Here is a 22,155-nt window from a genome sequence, read left to right as displayed (position 1 = left end):
TTATTTTCTCCTCGTTGGCTCTGGCTTTTCATCGGCAAGCGGAACGTAATCTGGCGCCGGAGGGCGTGGGTATGGCGGACCTGGATATTCGGGATCCCATAGACCAATTCGGGCGTACCAAACTTCAACTCGGTGCCCCGGCAAAAAATGAACCTTCATGCCATCCCCATCTCCGAGAGGAACCGAAAAATGCACCGGTACGGTAGCCTCATGCCAACGCTCTTCTTTGAAGTTCGTGCGATAAGTTTTCCATCTGACTGTCACCATCAACGGCATACTTGGCTTATCAGGTAAATTAAGACAACACGAATTACCGCTGCTTCCCCAGCCGTCATATTGAGAGCCGCTCCGTCTGCCATTGACATAAAACTCCGCAATGCCGATGCCTTTTCCGTAATGCACGACTGAAGATATTGAGACTGGAGTCTGTCCCTCCGGCGCCATGCCGTTGACGCCCCTAGTAGCGCAACCGCTCAAAAGGATGGCTATGAGCGTCGGCAACAACCAACGCAATAATGCAAATTTAAAGAAACTATTCGTCATCTGATTTCCCTTAAAAAATGTCAGTGCTCAAATTGAAGTCGCGATGTTTTCCGCAATCCATCGGCAACACATATGAACAGGCTCGATACAGGACGTTGCATCCGTCATATTGATTTTTCCTTGGTCGGTTCAGGTTTTTCATCGGGTAGTGGCACATAATCAGGAGCCGGACCACTTGGATAAGCTGGACCTTGGTATTTTGGATTGCCCGGCCCATATTTTGCCGATGACCAGACTTCAATTCGATGCCCAGGGAAAAAATGAATATATAAATAACCCACTTCATTCTCTGAAAAATGTACTGGTACGGTAGCCTCATGCCAGCGTTTCTCATTAACCGCCACGCGATAGGTTTCCCATTTCACGGTCGCCATGATGGGGGGGTTAGTCGCGCGCGACAGACTTACGCAGCACACCGTCTTTCCACCACCGCCCCAACCGTTATACTGCACGCCACCCCAGCTGCCGTTGACATAGAAGTTACCAATACCTATCCCTTTGCCGTAATGCGACACAGACGAAATGGTGGTGCCAATCTTCCCTTCCGCCACCAACCGGTTTGAACCGGCGCCAGCACAGGCGCTTAACATCAATGCCAGGAGTGCTGGCAACAACCAACGCAATAACGCAAATTTAGAGAAATTGTTTTTCACCCGGTTTTCCTTGAAAAAATGCTAGTGTTTAAATTGAAATCACAATGTTTTTCGCAATCCATTGGCAACGCACATGGAGAGACTACTTGGGCAGGCTCGATGCAGGACTTTGCATTCGTCATATTGATTTTCCCTTTGCCGGTTCAGGTTTTTCGTCGGAGAGTGGAACATAATCTGGGACTGGGCCGCGCGGATACGCTGGTCCAGGATAGTTAGGGCTACCAGTACCCTCATCTGCGATCCAAACTTCAACGTTGTGACCTGGTAGGAAATGTACAACCATGTCGTAACCAGTTCCTGGTTTAGCTTCTGAAATATGCAGGGGTACAGTCGCCTCGTGCCAGCGCTCCTCTGCGACTCTCGTGCGATAGGTCTCCCATTTCACGGTGACCATGATGGGCGAGTTGATCGTATGCGGCAGACTGATACAACACACCGTCGCGCCGCCGCCGCCCCAACCATCATATAAAACCCCACCCCATTTACCGTTGATATAGAAGTCTCCAATTCCGATGCCCTTACCATAGTGCGACACTGCCGAAATGGAGGTGGCAATCTTTCCTTCCGCCATCAATCTGTTTGATCCGGCACCAGCGCAGCCACTGAGCAGGATGGCTAAGAACGTCGGCAGCAACCATCGTAATAATGCAGATTTAAAGAAACGATTCTTCATCTAATTTCCCTTAAAAAATGCCGACATTCAAATTGAAGTCGCAATGTTTTCCACAATCGGTCGGCAACGGACGTGGACAGACTACTTGGGCCGGTTCGAGACAGGACTTTGCATTCGCCATGTTTATTTCCCCTTGACCGGTTCAGGTTTTTCATCAGGAAGCGGAACATAATCTGGAGCTGGAGGGCGCGGATATGGAGGACCAGGGTATTCTGGGTCCCATAGACCAATTCGTGCGTACCAAATTTCTACTCGATGTCCGGGCAGGAAATGGACCTTCAAGCCGTCGCCGTCGCCGGGAGGAACTGAAAAATGCACTGGTATAGTAGCTTCATGCCAGCGTTCCTCAGCGACTGCCGTGCGATAGGTCTCCCATTTCACCGTCACCATGGTGGGCGCGTTGGTCGTACGTGGCAGGCTGACACAACATACCGTCGCACCTCCACCACCCCAACCATCATATAAAACCCCGCCCCATTGGCCGTTGATATAGAAGTCTCCAATTCCAATACCCTTGCCATAGTGAGACACTGCCGAAACGGTGGTGCCAATATTCCCTTCCGCCACCAATCGGTTTGATCCAGCGCCAGCGCAGCCGCTCGAAAGGACGGCTATGAGCGTCGATAACAACCAGCGCAATGAAAGGGATTTCATGTGGTTATTCTTCATGTGCATATCCTCGGATCACGAATCTGAAATCTCTTGCGGTCCGGCATGCGCAAGAAACGACACCCAGTCTCTTTCCTGCAATGCCCGGCCTTTCGAGCTGAATATTTTGCGGGCGAAACTTAATAAGACCTCCTGATTATCGGAACCGCTTTCTTGCCATATCGCGACGCACTCGCACGCCAGACGCCAATCGTCATACAAATGGCCTCTCGTGGCGTGCTTCGTGCCTACCAACTGCTCAAGCAACATATCGGGCTCGGCGCCAACGGCAAAAGTCGCCATTTGTTCGCCGCTCAAGGCAAACTGCTTGTCTTCCGGGATCAGGCTGGCGCGATCTTCCGGCAACATCAAGACGACTTCCTCACCGCGCCGGTCAAGCGTGCTCCATTGCTCTATCGGTCCGGTCATCTCGCCCCACTGCTGCGGCGTCATGATGGCGGGCAGATGCACCAGGATTCGCGCGTCCGCGAAGCGTAGCCCCAGCAGTACGGCATCCTGGTCGTAGAAACACGTGAACCGTTGCAGATGGCCGGCCAACGTGGCGAGGTCGGCCTGGCTTTGCAGCGTTGAGCAATGCAGCCGCCCCGGGAAACCGCCAAGTACGGCATCGACCGCAGATCTAGCTTCCGCTCCTGCTGCGTCCACGAGCGCCATGTCTATCAGTATCGGTCCGGCCAGGCAGCGTTTCTCGGTGGGCAGCAGCGGCGCACACCAGTTGACCGCGGGGTCCGTAAACAACGGGTGATTGCATATCGCGTCATACACCAAGCCGCCATCGATCAGGGAATAATGGCGCATCATGTTAACCGCGCAACCAGCCTGGCCTGCCTGCCCGCCTTAAACGTGCACGGCAGACACACATCTTTTGGCAAGACAGGCATAGCCGCCGACCTGCTCTGCGGCGGGAAGGTGCCGTGGCTGATCGCATGATGCTCCACCACGCCCGGCGTAAACCAGCGGTGGCCGTCCGGCTGGATGGTGTATTCGGTGCCGCCCACATTGAAGCTGATGCCCTTCTTGGCCTTGAAGCGCAGCCAGTCTTCCGCGCTGATCATCTCGATCACCTTTTTGGCGACGAGGCTGATGGCGTTGTCATGCGCTTCGATTGCCACCTTGCCTCGTCCAGCGATATGGCTGATGTCGCCTTGACTGGCAAACAGGCTGATCTGTTGCTTGACGCTGGCAGCCAGGTTGTTGCCTGCCGCCAGGTTGGTGTCCTGGCCGCTGGACACGGTCAGGTGGTCGCCGCTGTGCAGATGCGTGCTGCTCGGCGTGGCCAGGCCGATGCCGGCCGGAGACGCCGCAAGCAAGACGGGTTGCCGGAAACAGTTGGCCTGTTCCTGGCCTTGCCCGGCATATTGCTCCTGGGTGGCGTCGATGAATTGTTCGAGCGCGTCTTGCGCTTCCAGGGCGGGCGCGCCGGCTTTGGCAGCCGCGTCCGACAAGGTTTTGGTCAGGCGCCGGGCGGTCGTCAGCTGCTGGTGCGCTTCCCGCACATCCAGCTGGGAACCGGTGGCGCCGGGCCGGCCGTAGGTGCTCAGGTAGAGGCCCTGGCCGGCGACGACGGCGCCGTATGCATTGGTGTTCAGCGCAAAGCCGCTGCCGTAGAATGCCTGGCGGGTATTGCCTTGCTGACCGACCAGATAGCCGAGGTTAAGCTGAGCGTGGGTATTTGTGCTGTACAGCTGCAGGCGGTTTTGCCGGGCATTGTCGTCCATCACCAGCTGGTTATATCCTTGCCCCTTATGCTCCTTGGATTTATATCCCGACAATTTACCGTCGGTATGCCAGTGCGGCGTTTGATCGCCGTTATAGAGACGGCCGGTGATGAGCGGACGGTCCACATCTCCGTTCAAAAAAGTGACGATCACTTCCATGTTGATGCGCGGGGTGTAGACGCCGCCGTAGTTATCGCCCGCGTTTGGATAGCTGACACGCATCCAGCAAGAAGCGACGCCATGCGCCCACACAAACTTCACCTTCACCCGGTTGAGCGCGTCGGTAAAGATCTCCTCCCCTTCCGGCCCTGTCACTACGGCGGTCTGGGTATGCATGACGGGTTTGTGATGCTCCCTTGGGCTGCGATATTCGACGCTGCGGCGCTGCACTTCGATCCGGTTGATGCAAAATCCGCTGTTGATTGCGGCCTGGCCGGCGCCGGCGCGTTCCTTGATGGCGACGAGCTGTTCCCGCAAACTGCCAGGCGCATCGTCCGCCATGCCCGACAAAGGCAGATTGTTTTCGACATACCAATGCAGGCCGATGACGATGAATTGCCGTTGCTCGTCTGTGGCCTCGACATGGTCGGCATGGCCTTCGAAACTGAAATACGACCCGACCGCCATCCGCCGCACGGCAGACCAGGCGAAATAACGCTTGGCTTGCGACTCCCAGCCCTCGACGGTGTTCTGCGCCTGCAGGTCGCCCTGCGCCTGCTGAGCATGGGTATAGGCGCCGGTGTATTCGTAGACTTCCAGCTGCTCGGGAATGTTGCCGTGTTCCGGCGTGATCCGCCTGGCGCTGCCTTTGGGCTGGCGCGGCGCCTTGTAGTCAGTCGTGACCGTTTCCAGCTTGCGGCTGCGCATCTGGCGCTCGCCGCTCCATCGGATGATCTTGTCGGCCTCGTCCCGGCTGCCGGCCCGGTGAAAACGGACCACGGCAGGATCCAGGGCAGGCAAGCGGCGCGCCGAGTCGGTGATGATCAGCATGTGGTCCTTGCCGTCCTCTTGCTGTTCGTGATAGCAGTACCAGCCCTCTTCTTCCATCAGCCGCATCGCAAAATGCCAGTCGGTCTCGTACTGGGTGCAATATGAACGCGCCGCGGGCGGGCGGCTAAGCCTGAAACGGTAACGGCCGTGGCCCTGGGGATGGCGGTTAAACACTTCGGAGAGGATGTCGGTCGCGTCCCGGTCTTGCCAGATGCGGCTGTCTTTGCGGTACTTGAGAAAATGCAGCCAGCAGCGGAAGGTCAATTGATACGTCGTCAGCAAGCCGTCGCAGCCGAGCTTGCGGACGCGCTGCACATAGCCGTGGACCGGCAGATAGCTGCGCTGGTCCGCTTGCTGCAGCCAAAGGGTGACTGGCTGGGCGATCAATTGCTTGAGGGCGATGTTGCGGTCCAGGGACAAAGCATCAACGGTATATTCATACCCGCGCCCCAAACGGTCTTCGGCAACCAGGCGCTGCGGCAGCAGTACGTCCTGTCCCAGCAGGGTATCGAGTTTCAGGAGGCGGTTGTGTTGGCCGAGGCCCCTGTTCCACGAGGAAATGAACTCTTGCGTCATTGTCGTCCTTGTTTTTTGTCTGCTGCTGAAATCCCATGCCGGACCACATCAGCGGGGCTGCGCCGTTGCGCGGCTCGCACTTGATTGAAGTGCGGAGGATTGTGGCACAAGGAAATAATATTGACAAACTAACATCTAATTACAATTAAGAAACTGTTATAAAAATAACAGACTCGGAGGTTTCCGCTTGGTCGGCCGTGCCCACCTGCTGGTTTGTTGCGCTACGTTGTCTCATACGGCCAGACAAGAGCCGCTGCCTGAAAACCGGTGCAATACGGAATCAGAAGCCAGCATCACAAAAACAAAAAAATTGCTTAAAACACTGCCGGCCTATTTTTAAGAAAACCCATAAGGCACCGCCGCAGTGCGCACCGCGGCCAAAATGCGGCAAACGCCAAATGCAGCGCCCCACTTTTGCTCATAAGATTTTCCATTCAATTGCGCTGACAATTTCTTGTTGGACAGCCGCCAGCCCGGTACGCATACTCGCCTCATCCGGTAGCCGGTCCTGGCCGCCGGTGACGGACGTCAAAGAAACGCCGCGCCATCCTTCGCCAGCCACGGCGGAGCACATTCATTTCGGGATGACATCACATGCGCAACAACCTCAACCTGGCGCCGGACGCGCTGGAAGCGACCTACAAGAAAATCGCCTGGCGGCTGATTCCGTTCCTGGTATTCCTGTTCGTGCTGGCGTGGATCGACCGCGTCAACGTCGGTTTCGCCAAGCTGCAGATGCTGCAGGACCTGCAGTTCAGCGAAGCGATCTACGGCCTCGGCGCCGGCATCTTTTTCATCGGTTATTTCCTGTTCGAGGTGCCGAGCAACCTGCTGCTGGAAAAGATCGGCGCCCGCAAGACGCTGGCGCGCATCACCATCCTCTGGGGCCTGACTTCGATGGCCATGGTGTACGTCAAGACGCCGGCCATGTTTTATGTCATCCGTTTTTTCCTGGGCGTGTTCGAGGCCGGCTTTTTCCCCGGCGTGGTGCTGTACCTCACCTATTGGTTCCCGGCCGCCAAGCGGGCCCGCGTCAACGGCCTGTTCATGACTTCGTTCGCCATCGCCGGCGTGGTCGGCGGGCCGATCGCCGGGTTCATCATGAGCGCCATGGATGGCGTCGGCCATTACGCCAACTGGCAATGGCTGTTCTTGCTGGAAGGCATACCGTCGGTGCTGGCCGGCATCATGGTGCTGCTGTACCTGCCGGAAAAGCCGGTCAACGCCGGCTGGCTGAGCCCGGCTCAACAGCAGGCAGTGAGCGGCGCGCTGGCGGCCGAAAACCACGACAACAAACATGCTTCCCTGCGCGACGCCTGCCGCAACTACCGGGTCTGGATCTGCGCCGCGGTGTATTTCTGCGTGGTCAGCGGCAATGCCACGATCGCTTTCTGGTCGCCGTCGATCATCAAGGAAATCGGCATCGTCGGCAACCTGCAGATCGGCCTGATCTCCGCCATTCCATTCCTCGCCGGCACCATCGCCATGATCTGGAACGGCATCCATTCCGACCGCAGCGGTGAACGGCGCCTGCACTGCGCGCTGGCGACGCTGGTGGCCAGCATCGGCCTGATACTGACCGGTTTCTTCATCGGCAGCGCGGTGCTGGCGCTGTGTGCGCTGACGCTGGCGGCTATCGGCATCCTGGCGGCGTTCCCGGTGTTCTGGTCGATCCCGGCTGCGTTCCTGACCGGCACCGCGGCCGCCGGCGGCATCGCGCTGATCAATTCGATCGGCAACCTGGCCGGCTTCGCCGCGCCCTACCTGATCGGCTCGCTGAAAACCTCTACCGGCAGCGTCGCTTCAGGTTTGTACTTCGTCGCCGCACTGGAATTCTGCGCAACGATCCTGGTCTTGCTGTTCATCAAAAAAGTTCGCTGATTTTCTAACTGGCGCCGGCTTTCCTGCCGGCTGCCTTCTTTAAAGCTGGAACCATCTCATGCACATCTCATTTCAAGTCGACAGCGCGCAAGGCGCGCGCCAGCTCGACACCGATATCCATACCCTGATCGTCGCCGGCTGGGCCGGGCGCGACCATGCCGCCATCGAACACCACATAGAGGAACTGGCTGCGCTCGGCATCTCGCGCCCAAGCGCGGTGCCGCTGTATTACCGCGTCGCCAGCAACCAGCTGACCCAGGCGGAACAGGTGCAGGTGGTCGGCCCGGATTCCTCGGGCGAAGTGGAAACCTTTGTTTTTGCCGCCGGCGGCGAGCTGTATGTCAGCATCGCTTCCGACCATACCGACCGCAAGCTGGAAGCGCACAGCGTGGCGCTGTCGAAACAGGCGTGCGTCAAGCCGGTCGCCTGCGGCGCCTGGCGCCTGGCCGAGGTCGCCGATCATTGGGATGAACTGGTGATCCGCTCCTACATTGAAGAAAACGGCGAGCAGCTGCTATACCAGGAAGGCACGCTGGCTTCGCTGCGCACGCCGCAGGACCTGATCGCCGGTTATACCAACGGCGCCGCCGTGCTGCCCGCCGGCAGCGGCATGACCTGCGGCACCGTCGCCGCGATCGGCGGCATCCGCCCGGCCCGGTCATTTACAATGGAGCTGTTCGATCCGCGCCGGCAGCGCACCTTGCGCCATCGCTACCAGGTAGAAGTCCTGCCGGAAGTTGCCTGAACATCGGATTCCACACCATTTCACGAGGCCGCATGACTACCACGCTACCTACCCTGCAATCCCTGTCCGCGGCGCTAAGCCAGAATGCCGTCAGTTCGGCCGACCTCACCGAAGCCGCGCTGCAGCGCGCGCTGGAGCCGTCGGGCGAAGGCCGCCGAGTGTTTACCGAACTCTATGCGACGGCGGCGCGGGCGGCGGCGCAAGCCTCCGACCTGCTGCGCGCCAGCGGCCAGGCACGCTCGCCGATCGACGGTGTGCCGATTTCGGTGAAAGACCTGTTCGATGTCGCCGGCAGCGCCACGCTGGCCGGTTCGGTGGCGCTGCGCGACGCTGCGCCGGCCAGCGTCAGCGCACTGGCGGTGCAGCGCCTGGCGGCGGCCGGCGCCGTCATCATCGGCCGCACCAACATGACCGAATTCGCCTATTCCGGCCTCGGCATCAATCCGCACTACGGCACGCCGCGCAATCCCTGGGACAGAGACGCCGGCCGCATACCGGGCGGCTCCTCGTCGGGCGCCGCGGTGTCGGTCAGCGACGCCATGGCGGCCGCCGCCATCGGTTCCGACACTGGCGGCTCGGTGCGCATCCCGGCCGCGCTGTGCGGGCTGACCGGCTTCAAGCCGACTGCGCGCCGGGTCTCGCTGCAAGGCGTACTGCCGCTCTCGACACAGCTCGATTCGATCGGCCCCATCGCCAACAGCGTCGCCTGCTGCGCCACCCTCGATGCAATCATGGCCGGTGAACCGCTGCTGCCGTTGCGTCCTTATTCGCTGCGCGGCCTGCGCCTGGCGCTGCCGACCACGCTGGTGCTGGACGGCATGGACCAGCAGGTTGCGGCGGCGTTTGCCAATGCGCGCCGGCGGCTGCAGGCAGCGGGCGCACTGATCGAGGAAATCGAGATACCCGAATTTGCGGCGCTGGGCGCAATCAACGCCAAGGGCGGCTTTGCCGGCGCCGAGGCATATGCCTGGCATCGCGCGCTGATCGCCGAGCGCGCCGCTGCCTATGACCCGCGGGTGATTTCGCGCATCTTGCGCGGCAAGGAGATCAGCGCGGCTGACCTGATCGACCTGTTCGCGGCGCGCAAGCAATGGATCGCGGCGGTCGAATCCAGGATCGCGGGCTACGATGCGCTGCTGCTGCCGACCGTGCCAGTCGTGGCGCCGCTGATTGCCGAACTGGAAGCCAGCGACGAGGCGTATTTCGCTGCTAACGGCTTGATCTTGCGCAATCCGTCGGTGATCAATTTTCTAGACGGCTGCGCGCTGTCGCTGCCTTGCCATGCCGCGGGCACGGCGCCGGTGGGGTTGATGCTGGCCGGCGCCGGCGGCAGCGACCGCAAGATCCTGGAAATCGGGCTGGCGGTGGAGGCTGCGCTGGCGGCTGACTGATACCGGCTGCATGCTGCCAAACAAAAAGCCGGATCAAGCAATTGATCCGGCTTTTTTTGTCGGGCCTGGCCGTCGCTCAGCGAGCGATCAGTGATCGACCGCCAGCCTGGCTACCTGCAATACTTCCCCGCTGTTCGCATTCTGGACAAAAGCGACGATGCCGAAATTGTCAGCGCGGAGATCCGTGCCGATGCTGTCGAGCGCAAGCTTCTGATTGATCTGCACCATGCCATCCTTCAATGCAAACGGACCGAGCCAGCGCCGCACGACATAATCGTGATGCAGCGTCACGCCGTCGTTCTCGCCTGCCGCCACTTTCGATACCAGCTTGTTTTCGTAGACCGCGATGTAAGCGTCATGGCTGTCCTTGGAAGGCTGGCGCAGCTTGACCCTGGCCGACAGGTCGAAGCTGCGCGCCGCCGTGCCTGACAGCTTGATGGCAATATCGGCCGGCGACGGCTGCTGCGCGATTTTTGCGGTCGCAGCGTCAAAAGCCTTGCTCGCGCTCCACTGTCGCAACTCGCGGCCGCCGACGAAAATTTCCGGCGTGTACACCACGCGGCTGCCGGTGAATGCCGCCAGCTCCTGCTGCCGCACGGTGAAGCGATGGTCGCCGAATCTGTCCTTCCAGCCAAGGTTGTCCCAATAATCGACATGCAGGGCCAACGGCACGATGCGCTCGGTTCCGGCCTGGCTTGGCCCGGCTTGCGCGCCTTGCCTGGACAGCCACTGGTCGGCCGGCGGGCAACTGCTGCAGCCTTCGCTGGAATACAGCTCGACCAGCGCTACCCGGTTGGGCGGGCTTTGCGCGCTATAGTCCTGCGCCTGGGCGGCGGCGGAAATGCCGAGCGCAAGCGCGGCTACGGCAATCTTCTTTGCAACATTGATAAGGTCTGGCACGTGGGTCTCCTGGCTGGTCGTCTGCTGCTTGGTCGTTCCGGCTCGCGGTTTCCTTACACACCAGCGCCAACCCAGGCCAGGCGCTACGGCGCCCGGTACAAATTGATCACGTCGCGTTCGACCCGCACCAGGTTTTGCCCGGCGTCCACCACGAACTCGGCGCCGTTGAACGACGGCCTGGCCAGCAACAGGATGGCGTCGGCAATTTCAGTGATCGGCGCGATATACCCGAGCGGCGTGGAACGTGAGGAAGAATATTCGAAATCGGCCTGGCTCTGGTCGCCGCTGGTCGCCATCAGGCCGGGATACAGGGCATTGACGCGCAATACCGGCGCCGCCGACATCGCCAGCATCGCCGTCAGGTTGCCCAGGGCGGCTTTCGCCACGGTATAGCTGAAATCCTCGGGATGGAAATTGGCGCGCACCTTCTGGTCCACCACATTGACCACCACGCCTTGCTGGGCGCGTTGCCTGGCTTGCCGGTGAAATGCCTGGGTCAGCAGCAACGGTGCACGGCAGTTCACTTGCCATGACCGCTCCAGGTCCGGCAGCGCAAAATCGGCCAGCGTATCGGGAAAAAATACGGCGGCGCAGTTGACCAGCACGTCGAGCCGTCCGAACCTGGCGTAGACCGAGTCCATCATTGCCGTCAGCTGCTCCGGCGCCTGCAGGTCGGCCTGCATGGCGATGGCGCTGCCGCCGCCGGCTTCGACGGCTTGCACCGTAGCGAGCGCTTCCTGCTGCGAACTGCCGTAATGCACCGCCACCGCATAACCGGCTTGCGCAAACCGTTCGGCGATCCCGCGCCCGACCCGCTTGGCGGCGCCGGTAATGAGCACGACGGCGGGCGCCGCCGTGCCGGCCTTGGGCGGCCGGCTGGCGTGCTTGTTCAATTTTTGACGGCAGCGTGACGGTCCATGAACTGCGCTAGCCGCAGATCGAGATCGGTCACGCCGTTAGCGTCATGGGTAGTCAGCAGCACCTCTACGCGGTTATAGACATTCGACCACTCCGGGTGATGGTCCATTTTTTCCGCCAGCAGCGCTACCTGGGTCATGAAACCGAAGGCAGCGTTGAAATCGGCAAACCGGAAAGTCTTTTGAATCGCATCGCGGCCGTCCGCCGCGGTCCAGGTGGCCAGGCTTTGGAGCGCCGCTGCGGCGCCGATATGAGTAGAACTTGGCATTGAAGTATCCGTTCGTGAAAACTTCAATTCTATAACCTGGAGCGCCGGAATGAGTAAAAGATGCCGTATCGAAGGCCAATCACTCGGATTTGGGCAGCTTGCGGTCGAAAAAATCGATGATTTCAGCATTCAGCCTGGCGTGCTCGGCAACCCGGTCGACGCCCGGCGCATCGACGCACAGGAATGGCATTGCCGTCTTCATTTCGTCGCTGCAGGGAGCGATGAACACATAATGGCCGCCGGCAAGTTCGCCGCGTTCCACGCTGGCCGGCAGCAGGCTCAGGAGATGGTCGGTATTCCAGCGGTTGCGCAAGACCTGGTCGTCGCTGGCCTTGTAGATGCGCAGCGGGATGGTCACGCCTGCCACGCCCTTGGCGTCGAACATGATGCTGAACGGCGCCATGGCCACCGCGGCGCGCACCCGGCTGTCGCTCGGCACGTTCCAGCCGGGCCGCGTGCGCTGCAGCGCCGACTGGCCGCCGGCCGGGCATACTCCATGGTCGTCGGCATGGGCCGCGCAATAGGCGGTATATAAAGCGAAGTTGGGTTTGGCGCCCGCCATCACCATGGTGGTGTAGGCGCCGGCGGAGAATCCGGCCATGCCGATGCGCTTGGCGTCTATCGACGGCCCGAACCGCTTGTCAGCCAGGACTGCATCCAGCGTTGCCACCGCTTGCCATGGGCGCCCAATGATCTGCACATCCGTGAACCTGCCCTCCGGGCGGTCATAGCTGTCGCCCAAATGGCGCGGCGTCGCCACCACGTAGCCGTGGCTGGCCAGGGCTTCGGCCAGGTCGGCGTGCCCGAATTCGCTGCCGCCGCTGCCGTGCGAGAGGATGATCAGCGGATGCGTCCCGGCGGCGATGGCGGCGTTGCGCGTGGCATGGATCAGGCCGGAACCGGTCTGCCACTCGGTCGGCGGCGCTGCGGTCGGGTACCAGACCGCGACCGGGATGTCGTACTCGCCGCCGGTGGCCAGGCTGACGATGCCGACATTCATCTGGCCGTCGCGGGCCGAGGCTTGCCCTGTCAACACTCCGCACATCAAGATCAATATCACCGCGCACAAGGAACGCATGTCATCTCCAGGTTAAACAGGAATCGAACCGGCTATCGCAGGCCGGGATAGCGGCGATTGTAGGGTACAGCCGGATTTTCCACCTGACCGGGATTGCTGATTTGCATCAGCGCGGTGGCCTATGCCGGGTTATCAAAAAACCGGCATTTGATCTGCTTCCTTGAAAAACAGGCAATTCGACAGCCGCCGCTTTTTTCCAGGTGCTGTCAACCGAGCGCCCAGCCCTTGGCGTTAACGATCTGCACAAGCACAATCATCTTCCAAAGGAATCGCCATGAAATCAAGCATCATCGCAGCAATGCTATGCACCGTTGCCCTGGTCGCCGCTACCGGCGCAGCCCAGGCAAAAGGCTGCCTGAAAGGCGCAGCCGTGGGCGCGGTGGCAGGCCACTACGCGGGCCATCACGCAGTGGTCGGCGCGGTTGGCGGCTGCGTCGTGGGACGCCACCTGGCCAACAAGAAAGCCGCTGATGAAGCCGCCGCCGCACACCAGGTTGCTCCCGCACCGCAAGCCGCGCCTGCAAAATAGGCAGGAACGCTGCGCCGGCGACGCCCGGAACGGATGTTGGCATAATGGCTGTCCTTGCAAAGATCCTCGGGCATCATGAAATTCCTGGCCATCTCGGGCAGCCTGCGCGCAGGCTCCCACAATTCCGCCCTGTTGCGCGCCATGGCACGCCTGGCGCCCGCCGGCATCAGCGTCGCGCTGTACAGCGGCCTGGGTGATTTACCCTTGTTCAATCCCGATATCGAAGCCAGCGACCCAGCTGCCGTGGCAGACTTGCGCGCCCGCATCGTGGCCGCCGACGCCTTGCTGATCGCCAGCCCGGAGTATGCGCACGGCATTACCGGCGCCATGAAGAATGCACTCGACTGGATGGTGGGTTGCGAAGCTTTTGTGCTCAAGCCGGTGGCATTGCTGAACGCCTCGCCCAGGGCGGTGCACGCCCAGGCGTCCTTGAAGGAAATCGTCACGATGATGTCGGCGCAGGTTGTCGAGCCGGCGTCGGTCACCGTCCCCATCCTCGGGTCACATCTCAGCGAAGACCAGATCGTCTGTCACCCAGGAATTTCCGCGACGCTGTGCGGCGCGCTGCTCGCCTTGCGGGCCGCCGTGCTGGCGGCCCGCTTGCCGTCTGAATGAGTCAGGCCAGCGTCAGCAAACCCAAAGCGACGATAGCCGGCACCGCCTGAATGTACAAGATCTTGCGGCTGACAGTGAGTGCGCCGAAGATGCCGGCGACGATTACGCAAGCCAGGAAAAAAATCTTGACCGCATACCCTGGTGCACCCAGGCACAACCCCCAGGCCAGGCCTGCAGCCAGGAAGCCGTTATACAAACCCTGGTTGGCGGCCAGCGCCTTGGACGCCGCGGCAAACTCGGGCGTCAGCCTGAACGTCTTGAGGCCGAACGGCTTATCCCACAAGAACATTTCGAGCACCAGGAAATAGACGTGCAGCAAGGCGACCAGGGCAATCAGCAGGTTGGTGACAGTATTCAATCCAGACTCCGTTTTTTTTGATGATGGAAGCCGCCGCCCCTGCTTTGGCAGGATGGCGGCAGGCGAGGTGAAATCCGCTTTCAGGCCTTGGCTGCGGCCAGGCTGGCGTGCTGCGCCGCCAGCTCAGCGTCGAGCGCCTTGACGCGCTGCGCCGCCGGGCGCGCATTGACCCGGTCGATATAAGCCTGTATCACCGGCGACATCGGCACCAGCTGGAAAGCTGTGGTCCAGGTCAGCGCGGTGCCCCACAGGACATCGGCGGCGCTGAATTTGTCGCCCAGGATATACGGTCCCTTGGCCAGCTGGTCGGTCAAGGTCTTGAGCATCGTATCGAAATCGCCGTAGGGGCACGTCGACGGCGCCACCGGCGGATGCTTTTGCGCGCGGTCGACCAGCGCCGGCTCGAAACAGGAACCGTAGTACACCATCCAGCGCAGGTACGGGCCGCGCAGCGGATCGTCCAGCGCCGGCGCCAGCCCGGCATCCTGGTACAGGTCGGCCAGGTACAGGAAAACCGCGACCTGTTCGGTAATCAGCGCTTCGCCATGGCGGATCGCAGGGACTTTGCCCATCGGATTGATTGCCAGGTATGCGGGATTGCGCTGCTCGCCCGCCTTCATGTTAAGCGCGTGCAGCTGGTAGTCGGCGCCCAGTTCCTCTAACAGGATACGGGCGCCCATGGAGCGGGTGTTCGGCGAATGGAAAAAAGTCACGCGGCGGTTCGGTGTCATGGCATCTCCTGATTTTTTTATGGCGCTCAGGGCATGTAATATATCTCAAGCATTGCCGACACATAATGAAACAACTAGATAATATTTTCCTCTTGCATTAGTCCAAACCCTCTACTCCGCCAGCGCCCGGTCAAGTTCTATTAATCTATTCACAAGACCTCCGCAGTCGCCGCAGGCGGCGCAGCGGTCACGGAAAACCAGGGGTTGTCATAGGGGAATCGAAGCGGCCGCCAGCCTGCGCCGGGATCGGCAAACCAGCCTGGCGCTGTAAGTCAAATGTGAAAAGTGTAAGCAAATGCACGGGACACATTTCTGAAATTCCCGCTTCGTACAATCGATCGCACTGAACAACTTCAGGAGCGCAAATATGAAACACCCTCTCAGCATCGCAGCGATCATCGCCGGCCGCTTTTCATCGTTCGCCAGTCCGCCGCCGAGGACCCAGGGCGGTCCCGACATCGTGCTCAGGAATGCCCCGCCGGCGCCCAAGAAAGAAGCCGAGCCGGTCGCGCGCGCCGGGCTGGTGTGGAGTCCTGGATTCTGGAATTACGTAGGCGGCTGGTATGTATGGGAAGCCGGCCACTGGGAACTGGAACGCGACAACCAGCTGTACCTGAAGCCGGGCTGGCAGAAAGTGATACACGGCTGGCAGCTGCAGCGCGGCGAATGGCGCGTCACTTCGGTCAGCTTCATCAAGCAGAAAAATGCCGCGGCGGAGGCAGACGATGCTCCAGCGCCGCAATACGATCCGCTTGCGGCATTCCGTTGAAACAAGGTTGATTATCCGACCTGTTTTGCCAGCGCATCGCGGCGCAGCCGGCTGCGTTCCTGGCAGCGGAAGCAGATCCAGCGCTTGGATTTGTTGCGCAACACGAAATCGCCTTCCGCCACCGCGACTTCACCCTGGTGATGCGAGCAGAATCGCTTGCCGGTAACGTTTGCCGTGGCCTGGGTCACCAGCGCCAGCCGGTCTTGTCGTTGCAGATATGCGGTCATTGCGGATTCTTCCTTGATTGCTGGTCCGGTTCAGGCCCGGACGTTTGCTATTTTCCAAATGGATTGATACTCACGGCGTCTTGCGCTTTGGCCGACAAGGCTGGCGCAGCGGCCTGCGCGGCGCCAGATGCCAATCCGCCCCGCTCCCCGGCCGCCGCCACGGCCTGGGTCCCGGTTTTCGCTATCGAATCGTCGACCGAGAAAACCGCATAGATGCCGCCGGCGCCCAATGCAAGGGCGGCGACTATCCATCTGAGATTCGATTTGTTCATGTCCGGCTCCGATCGGTACAGGTACTGCCATCTCGTCGCCGGCGCGGACCAAACCAGTCCGCGCCGGCGATTTCAGACATGCTTGCTATAGAAACCTCGGAAGATTAACGTGCAAAATCCGAAGTGTTCTTGACGAAGGTGTTCAGGTTGCCGATGTTCAGGCTGCCGAAACCTGTTGTCGCATCCCAGCCGGCGGCAGCTTTGTAGCCGTACAGACTGCTGGCGCCGTTAGTGCCGGAGGTCACGTCATGCAACAGCGAAGCGTTGGCAGCAACCGGGAAATACTTGTAGAAGCTGGCTGCCGGGAAGCCCAGTGCATTGCTGTTGGCCGATTGCAGGCGAGCCCAGACGCCGGAGAAGATCGGCGCCGCCAAGCTGGTGCCGCCGACTGTTCCGGTCTGGTTGTTGTAGTAGATGGTGGCGCCGCTGGCGCTGGCGGCATCAAATGCGATGTCCGGCAGGCCACGGGTGGTCTTGCCGGCGGCAATCACGCCAGTCTGGTAGCTAGGCGCTGTTTCGTATTTGCTGTAGCCGCCGCCGGTTGCCCACAGGCGCTTGGTGGCGTCGTAGTCGCCTGCGTCGTCGTAGGTGCCGATCGCGCTCAAGCCTTCGTTCCACACGGTTTCGCTGCTGTAGGCGCCGGAGTTGGTGTACAGGGTGGTGCCGCCGACTGCGATCACGTAAGGCGAAGAAGCCGGTTCGCTGACGTCATAGGTCGTTTTGCTTTTCGGCACGCCAGGCGCACCGGAAATCGAACTGACCTGGCAATTGTAAGTGCCTGCATCTCCGGTTGAAATGGAGAATGTCTGGCCTTGCGCCACAGCCTGCTTGAACACGTTGTCGTCAGCTGCCTGGGTGCCGTCGCTATGCGTATCCGATTCGCAGCCGCCGAGCGAGACGTTGATGACCTTGGCCACATTGTCAGTCACCGCACGGTTGTAGGCAGCAGTGATGCCGCTGAAACTCATGTCAGGCGACGCGTAGAAAACCAGCTGCTTGACACCGCCGGATGTGCCGGTGATGGTCTGGCTGTCCAGGTTCCATTCGACCTGGCCGGAAGTATCACTATAGTCGGCGCCGGCAGGACCGGTTTTCACCACCAAAGTATTGACGGTAGGCAGGCCCTTGGCGGTAGTGAAGGTTTGCAGGTCGGTAATCGTCGGGCTGAGATCGCCTGCCGAGATGATGCCGACCACGGTGTTGGAAGCCGTTGGCGTAGTGCCGACGCTATAGATTGCAGGGAACTGCACCGGACTGTGCGCCGTCGCGACCGGCGTTGCATTGACCGTGACTTTAGCCTGTGCGCTCACGCCTGCTTCAGGAGCCTGCACCCAGCGATGATGGGTCTGGGCGATCGCAACGTTCTGCAAACCCAGCACCGAGCCGACGATGCCGCTCAGCGCCGCAGGCACTTGCGCTGCGTCGGTATTGGCGAACACGTTGCGGCCGTCTTGCTGGAAGCGCTTCAGCGCCGTGCGGAAGCCGGTTTGCACAGTAGCGGCGGTGCCGTCGGCTGTCACCAGCTGGCGATTCGGGGCGACCTGGATGTTGACGAAACCGGACTTGCTCAGATGGGCAACCACTTTCGCCACATCTTTTTCCGAAGGTGCATATTCCGCGGCAAATTGCGCCGGCGTCAGGAACTTGCCGTAGGAAGCCGTGCCAGGAGTACGCAAGTCTTGCAGGAACTTGTCGAGCTTGGCTTCATTGCGCAAATTCAGGCTGAGCGTCACATGGACCGGCTCGCCTTGCGCCAATTGCACGGCGGATGCGGCTGGGGTAACCACGCTGGCATCGGCTGCCACGCTCTTTTGATTCGCTTGGACTTGCGGCAAGAACGCTTGGGTCTTGGTGGTGACCCAAGCGCTGTTATCCGCCACCGCTGCATAGGAGGTGGCGGACAAAGATGCAAACACCAGGGACAGCGCCAATGACAATGCCGAAGCCTGGGGAATCGCAAAATTTGCTGCTAGTACTTTCGCTGATATTTCCGATTTCATGTGCATATTCCTCTTGAATGGAACAGATAAAAGACGCCGCAGCCCGGCATTGCGATCAGCAATGCAAAGTTGGTCTGGCGCTGGAGTCTGCATCACCGGTCGTGATGCAGTTGCTTAACGGGACGTGGTGTCCGTTAACTGGATGGCCGCAGCGTTAGCGCTAGCGATGCCGGAAGATCGGAAGGAGCCGCGGTCCGCTGCGCAGCATCTGGCGAGCAGCGCGGGCGGATGGAGATTGAATTGAATCCGGTGCAAATCATGAGACTTCCCTCTTGAGGATTAACCACGGCATCGATGACTCTTTTGGAGCGGTTGCCGTGTGAAAAATCAACGCTTCACATCTTTTTTTACGATTCAAATCTATCTGTCTTGTGATTCAGAATAAATCAATTATTTCCATATGGCAATATCAATTCAACTGATATTTTCTTCTATCGAACCGCGTATTTCGTTGCTCCCCTGTTTCCGCTCAAACCCTTGTATTCATTGGCTCGAATCAATTCCCGCACCAATGATGGGAGCACTCTCCTGCTTGATATTCCGGGTCGAAAAAACCGCACCGAAATTAAGCATCGAACGCGGCAATGTCGCCCATAAAGTGGCGCCGACAATCAGCGCGCCGCCGACCCAGGACAAGGCGCCGAGTTTCTCGCCGAGCCAGAACGAAGCAAACAGCGCGCCGAATACCGGCTCGCTTCCCATCAGCAGCGAAACCCGCGTAGGGTTGCTGCGCCGCAGTCCATAGTTCTGCGCAAAAAAAGCAAAGATGGTGCAAAACAGCACCAGGTAAACCGTGCTCACCCAGAAGCTCGGATCGCTTGGCAGCGGCGGCAAGCCGCCTTGCATGAACAGGCTGGCGACCAGCAGGCAACCGAATCCGACGACGCCGGATTGCACCGCGGTCAGGGTCAGGTTGGACATGTTCTTGTCGATCGTCAGGCGCTTGGTCATGACCATCATGAAGGCGCGCAGCAATGCCGCCGCCAGCATCAGGCCGTCGCCCAGGTTGAAGGTCAGGTTGCTGCCGATGGTCAGCAGCCAGGTGCCGGACAGCGAAACAAAAGCCACCACGAAAGCGCTGACCGGCGGCCGTTGCGCCATCACCAGCCATTCGACGAAAGGCGTAAAGACGACGCACAGGCTGATCAGGAAAGCGGCGTTCGAAGCTTGCGTCAACGCCACGCCGAAGGTTTCGCAGATGAAGATGGCAAGCAGGATCAAGCCGAGCGGCACGCCTGCCCGCAACGCAGCCCTGCCTTCCGGCCGGCCCAGCCGGCGCAGGCTGGGCAACAGCAGGAAAAAGGTCATGCAAAAACGGATCGCGACAAAACCCAGCACCGGATAAAACACCAGCGCGTCCTTGGCGACGCCATAGCTGGTGCCCCAGACGATCGCAACCAGCAACAGCAGCAAGTCGGCGAACCAGAGACCTTTGGCAGATGGATTGGGGGACCGGCTGGCAGATGGGATCGTCACTTCGCTTTACTCCGGATAACGCCATCAGCGTTATCAGTTAAGAAAAAAAAACGTTCCGCCTAGGTGGAGGCTGAGCGGAACAAACGGCGGGAGCACCGAGGATATTGGTCAGGGTCGGATCACGCTTGGTTAAGCTTGGGTCCTGGTATAGGCAATCACCAGCACATCTCTGAATGCTTCACGCTTGGCTTCATGCGGCAGCACCTTGGTCACGCCGTGCATGGTGCGGGCATCGTCGGCCAGCATCAGGTCCATCGGGTCGGTCAAGGTATAGCGGCACATCAGCTTGCCGGCGACATCGGTAATGTAGGTCTCGCCGCCGACCACGTTATGACGGCGCACCATCATGGTCACGATATAGTCGACGCCGTCGCGGTGCAGCCCTTCCGGCGTCGGGTTGCCTGGAACATGGGAGCTGGCGCGTATGCGGTAAGGATGAAGGCGGATATTCCATTTGCCGCTGCCGCCATCGACCCGGTCAAACACTTGCGCCAGGGACAGCAGCAGGCCGGACAGGAAAGGGTTGTCGATAAAGTGCTGCTCAAGCGGTTCAAAATGGCGGGCGACGTCGCCGTTCAATTTATTGATGTAGCTCGGCTGCACGTAAGGCGCGTGCGGCAGCTGCCGCAGCACGCCGTCGGCGCCGTCCAGTTCGAATGCGCTATAGCGGCGGAAGCGGTAGCTGCCGTTGTCGCCCATGTACTTGTCTTGCGGCAGGTTGTTCCAGCAGCTGGCGAATTCATCCCAGGTGCCCGGATCGACATCGCAGGCAGCTTGCACGGCGCGGCCGGACATCACGCTGAATTGCCGCTGGCGCAGCTCGTTGCTGAGATGGTCGATGATGGGCGGCGCGATCCTGATGGGCGCCAAGAGGTCGATTTCCATTTAGTTTTCCTCAGCCAGCAGTTTGCTGGCATCCAGCACCGAACCGGTCGGCACCGACAGCTGCCGGCTGGAACGCTGCGCGGCGATGTCTTTTTCCCAGCTGTCGCGATCGGTCAGGTACAGCGGCGCGTCGGCGCGTATCGCGCAGACGTCGGCAGCGCCGGCGCGCAAGCGGTAGTTGACTGTGCCGCTGACGTACTGCACGGTCTCCAGGATGAAACGGTCGGCGGCGGCGCGCAGCGGGGTGAACCAGCGTCCTTCGATTGCTTCGCGCACCCACAGCTGCTCCATGTGCAGTTTTTCGCGCAGCAGTTCGGCGTCCAGCACTGCGGTTTCGAGATGCCGGTATGCTTCCAGCAGCACCATGGCGGCTGGCGCCTCGCGTACTTCCAGCACTTTCTCGCCCTGTTCCAGGTGCTCCAGGCCGCAATAACGGCCGATGCCGAAGGCGCCGACGCGGCGGTTCAGGCGCGCGATCAGTTCCACCAGCGGCAAAGCTTCGCCGTCGATGGCGACCGGCCGGCCGCCGTCGAAACGGATCGACAGTTCGGTGCTGGCAGGCGCCGGATCGACGGCGGCAGTCCAGTCAAACAGGGATTCCGGCACCCAGAACGATTCCGGATTGTCGAGCGAGCCGGATTCAAATTCGCGGCACCACAGGTTGGCGTCGCCGCTGATGCCGCGCGCCTGGAAGTGAGGCAGGCCGGCAGCGCGCAAGGCTTCGATTTTTTCTTCGCGGGAGATCGCGGTGTATTCGTAAGGCGTCCCGTAATAACCGGCGTAGCCCAACTGCGCAATCGCACCGTTCAGGCGGCGCAGGGTATTCTGCGACTGGTTGGCGGTATGGACCACGGCGTTGCAGCCGAGTCGCAAGGCAGTTTCGACCGCGAAGCGGGCGATGATGGGACGCGACAAGGACGAACTGATCGGATAGATGCCCATGTAGCGGGCATTGGCGCGGATCGCCGGCAGCACGGCATCTTCGGCGAACGCTTGCTGGCCGTCGATCACCAGCAGCTCGGCGCCGAAGTGCGCCGTGATCTGCTGCAGGTCGGCGGCGTTGATGCCCTCGCCCAAGTCCACCGTCAGCGCCGTCACGCGGCAACCGCTATCGACCAGGCATTTCAAGGCATAGGTACTATCCAGTCCACCGCTGAACAAAGTCAGGACATGCTCGCAGTGAGCCGCAACCAGTTTCAGGTCGTCGATGCTGCGTATTCTTTTTAGCGGCTGAATCATGGGAGCTCCGACATTCAAAAACTAGATAGTATGAATAAATCAATAAAAACA

24 protein-coding genes are annotated in these 22,155 nt (G+C 60.3%); 6 read left to right on the top strand and 18 right to left on the bottom strand.

The window, feature by feature from the left end; all coding sequences use genetic code 11:
- The 6 genes from BM062_RS03330 to BM062_RS03305 all read right to left on the bottom strand — a co-directional run bounded on the left by BM062_RS03330 (window position 1) and on the right by BM062_RS03305 (window position 5,822).
- A complete protein-coding gene (locus BM062_RS03330) occupies window positions 1-543 on the bottom strand; it encodes a DUF3304 domain-containing protein (protein WP_092393114.1) in 543 nt (180 codons plus the stop codon).
- Window positions 544-647: 104 nt separating this feature from the next.
- Window positions 648-1,196 (bottom strand): DUF3304 domain-containing protein, encoded by a 549-nt coding sequence (locus tag BM062_RS03325; RefSeq protein WP_092393111.1) that lies wholly within the window; start codon window positions 1,194-1,196, stop codon window positions 648-650.
- Between the two features lie 118 nt (window positions 1,197-1,314).
- On the bottom strand, window positions 1,315-1,869 hold the full coding sequence (locus BM062_RS03320; RefSeq protein WP_092393108.1) for a DUF3304 domain-containing protein: 555 nt from the start codon (window positions 1,867-1,869) through the stop codon (window positions 1,315-1,317).
- Window positions 1,870-1,992: 123 nt separating this feature from the next.
- A complete protein-coding gene (locus tag BM062_RS03315; RefSeq protein ID WP_175500864.1) occupies window positions 1,993-2,538 on the bottom strand; it encodes a DUF3304 domain-containing protein in 546 nt (181 codons plus the stop codon).
- Window positions 2,539-2,553: 15 nt separating this feature from the next.
- Window positions 2,554-3,339, bottom strand: a complete 786-nt coding sequence (locus tag BM062_RS03310) for a DUF4123 domain-containing protein (protein ID WP_092393102.1) — start codon at window positions 3,337-3,339, stop codon at window positions 2,554-2,556.
- Window positions 3,336-5,822, bottom strand: a complete 2,487-nt coding sequence (locus BM062_RS03305; RefSeq protein ID WP_092393100.1) for a type VI secretion system Vgr family protein — start codon at window positions 5,820-5,822, stop codon at window positions 3,336-3,338. Before BM062_RS03305 ends, BM062_RS03310 begins: the two co-directional genes overlap by 4 nt.
- A gap of 594 nt (window positions 5,823-6,416) precedes the next feature.
- On the opposite strand from BM062_RS03305, the gene BM062_RS03300 reads away from it, so the two are divergent.
- From BM062_RS03300 to BM062_RS03290, 3 genes are read left to right on the top strand one after another with little or no spacing between them, the layout of a single operon-like run.
- Complete coding sequence (locus BM062_RS03300; RefSeq protein WP_092393097.1) at window positions 6,417-7,703, top strand: MFS transporter; 1,287 nt, start codon at window positions 6,417-6,419, stop codon at window positions 7,701-7,703.
- Window positions 7,704-7,761: 58 nt separating this feature from the next.
- Window positions 7,762-8,448 carry a DUF2848 domain-containing protein gene (locus BM062_RS03295; RefSeq protein ID WP_092393094.1) on the top strand — a complete coding sequence of 229 codons (687 nt, stop codon included), beginning with the start codon at window positions 7,762-7,764 and terminating at the stop codon, window positions 8,446-8,448.
- Between the two features lie 32 nt (window positions 8,449-8,480).
- Complete coding sequence (locus BM062_RS03290; RefSeq protein WP_092393091.1) at window positions 8,481-9,839, top strand: amidase; 1,359 nt, start codon at window positions 8,481-8,483, stop codon at window positions 9,837-9,839.
- An 87-nt stretch (window positions 9,840-9,926) separates the two neighbouring features.
- Here BM062_RS03290 and BM062_RS03285 read toward each other — a convergent pair whose 3' ends face one another.
- The 4 genes from BM062_RS03285 to BM062_RS03270 form a co-directional block, all read right to left on the bottom strand.
- Window positions 9,927-10,739 carry a DUF1223 domain-containing protein gene (locus BM062_RS03285; protein WP_254784884.1) on the bottom strand — a complete coding sequence of 271 codons (813 nt, stop codon included), beginning with the start codon at window positions 10,737-10,739 and terminating at the stop codon, window positions 9,927-9,929.
- Between the two features lie 83 nt (window positions 10,740-10,822).
- Window positions 10,823-11,632, bottom strand: a complete 810-nt coding sequence (locus BM062_RS03280; protein WP_092393085.1) for an SDR family oxidoreductase — start codon at window positions 11,630-11,632, stop codon at window positions 10,823-10,825.
- The gene (locus BM062_RS03275; RefSeq protein WP_371326544.1) at window positions 11,629-11,958 is read right to left on the bottom strand and encodes a 4a-hydroxytetrahydrobiopterin dehydratase; all 330 of its coding nucleotides are present in this window, start codon (window positions 11,956-11,958) and stop codon (window positions 11,629-11,631) included. The genes BM062_RS03280 and BM062_RS03275 overlap by 4 nt, the downstream gene beginning before the upstream one ends.
- Window positions 11,959-12,004: 46 nt before the next feature.
- Window positions 12,005-13,003 (bottom strand): alpha/beta hydrolase family protein, encoded by a 999-nt coding sequence (locus BM062_RS03270; protein ID WP_092393079.1) that lies wholly within the window; start codon window positions 13,001-13,003, stop codon window positions 12,005-12,007.
- A 274-nt stretch (window positions 13,004-13,277) separates the two neighbouring features.
- Here BM062_RS03270 and BM062_RS03265 point away from each other — a divergent pair, with 274 nt between their 5' ends.
- Window positions 13,278-13,532: a hypothetical protein gene (locus BM062_RS03265; RefSeq protein WP_092393077.1), complete on the top strand. Its 255-nt coding sequence runs from the start codon at window positions 13,278-13,280 to the stop codon at window positions 13,530-13,532.
- 75 nt (window positions 13,533-13,607) lie between these two features.
- Window positions 13,608-14,147, top strand: coding sequence for an NADPH-dependent FMN reductase (locus tag BM062_RS03260; RefSeq protein ID WP_092393074.1), 540 nt, complete (start codon window positions 13,608-13,610; stop codon window positions 14,145-14,147).
- Between the two features lies 1 nt (window position 14,148).
- Here the strand turns inward: BM062_RS03260 and BM062_RS03255 are convergent, their stop codons facing one another.
- A complete protein-coding gene (locus BM062_RS03255; RefSeq protein ID WP_092393071.1) occupies window positions 14,149-14,505 on the bottom strand; it encodes a DUF1304 domain-containing protein in 357 nt (118 codons plus the stop codon).
- An 80-nt stretch (window positions 14,506-14,585) separates the two neighbouring features.
- On the bottom strand, window positions 14,586-15,236 hold the full coding sequence (locus tag BM062_RS03250) for a glutathione S-transferase family protein (protein ID WP_092393068.1): 651 nt from the start codon (window positions 15,234-15,236) through the stop codon (window positions 14,586-14,588).
- Window positions 15,237-15,603: 367 nt separating this feature from the next.
- Between BM062_RS03250 and BM062_RS03245 the strand changes: the two genes are divergently transcribed.
- The gene (locus tag BM062_RS03245) at window positions 15,604-16,005 is read left to right on the top strand and encodes a hypothetical protein (protein WP_092393065.1); all 402 of its coding nucleotides are present in this window, start codon (window positions 15,604-15,606) and stop codon (window positions 16,003-16,005) included.
- 11 nt (window positions 16,006-16,016) lie between these two features.
- Here BM062_RS03245 and BM062_RS03240 read toward each other — a convergent pair whose 3' ends face one another.
- The 6 genes from BM062_RS03240 to BM062_RS03215 all read right to left on the bottom strand — a co-directional run bounded on the left by BM062_RS03240 (window position 16,017) and on the right by BM062_RS03215 (window position 22,104).
- Window positions 16,017-16,232: a hypothetical protein gene (locus tag BM062_RS03240; RefSeq protein WP_092393062.1), complete on the bottom strand. Its 216-nt coding sequence runs from the start codon at window positions 16,230-16,232 to the stop codon at window positions 16,017-16,019.
- A 47-nt stretch (window positions 16,233-16,279) separates the two neighbouring features.
- A complete protein-coding gene (locus tag BM062_RS03235) occupies window positions 16,280-16,504 on the bottom strand; it encodes a hypothetical protein (RefSeq protein ID WP_092393059.1) in 225 nt (74 codons plus the stop codon).
- Window positions 16,505-16,608: 104 nt separating this feature from the next.
- The gene (locus BM062_RS03230) at window positions 16,609-18,504 is read right to left on the bottom strand and encodes a S53 family peptidase (RefSeq protein WP_175500863.1); all 1,896 of its coding nucleotides are present in this window, start codon (window positions 18,502-18,504) and stop codon (window positions 16,609-16,611) included.
- A 483-nt stretch (window positions 18,505-18,987) separates the two neighbouring features.
- Window positions 18,988-19,980 (bottom strand): DMT family transporter, encoded by a 993-nt coding sequence (locus BM062_RS03225; protein ID WP_092393053.1) that lies wholly within the window; start codon window positions 19,978-19,980, stop codon window positions 18,988-18,990.
- Window positions 19,981-20,109: 129 nt separating this feature from the next.
- Window positions 20,110-20,865, bottom strand: a complete 756-nt coding sequence (locus BM062_RS03220) for a 2OG-Fe dioxygenase family protein (RefSeq protein ID WP_092393050.1) — start codon at window positions 20,863-20,865, stop codon at window positions 20,110-20,112.
- A complete protein-coding gene (locus tag BM062_RS03215; protein ID WP_092393047.1) occupies window positions 20,866-22,104 on the bottom strand; it encodes an argininosuccinate synthase-related protein in 1,239 nt (412 codons plus the stop codon). It abuts the gene before it with no gap.
- Window positions 22,105-22,155: the final 51 nt, after the last annotated feature.

Source organism: Collimonas sp. OK412 (assembly GCF_900112135.1).
GTDB lineage: Bacteria > Pseudomonadota > Gammaproteobacteria > Burkholderiales > Burkholderiaceae_D > Collimonas > Collimonas rhizosphaerae.
This window is presented reverse-complemented; position numbering and strand designations above follow the sequence as displayed.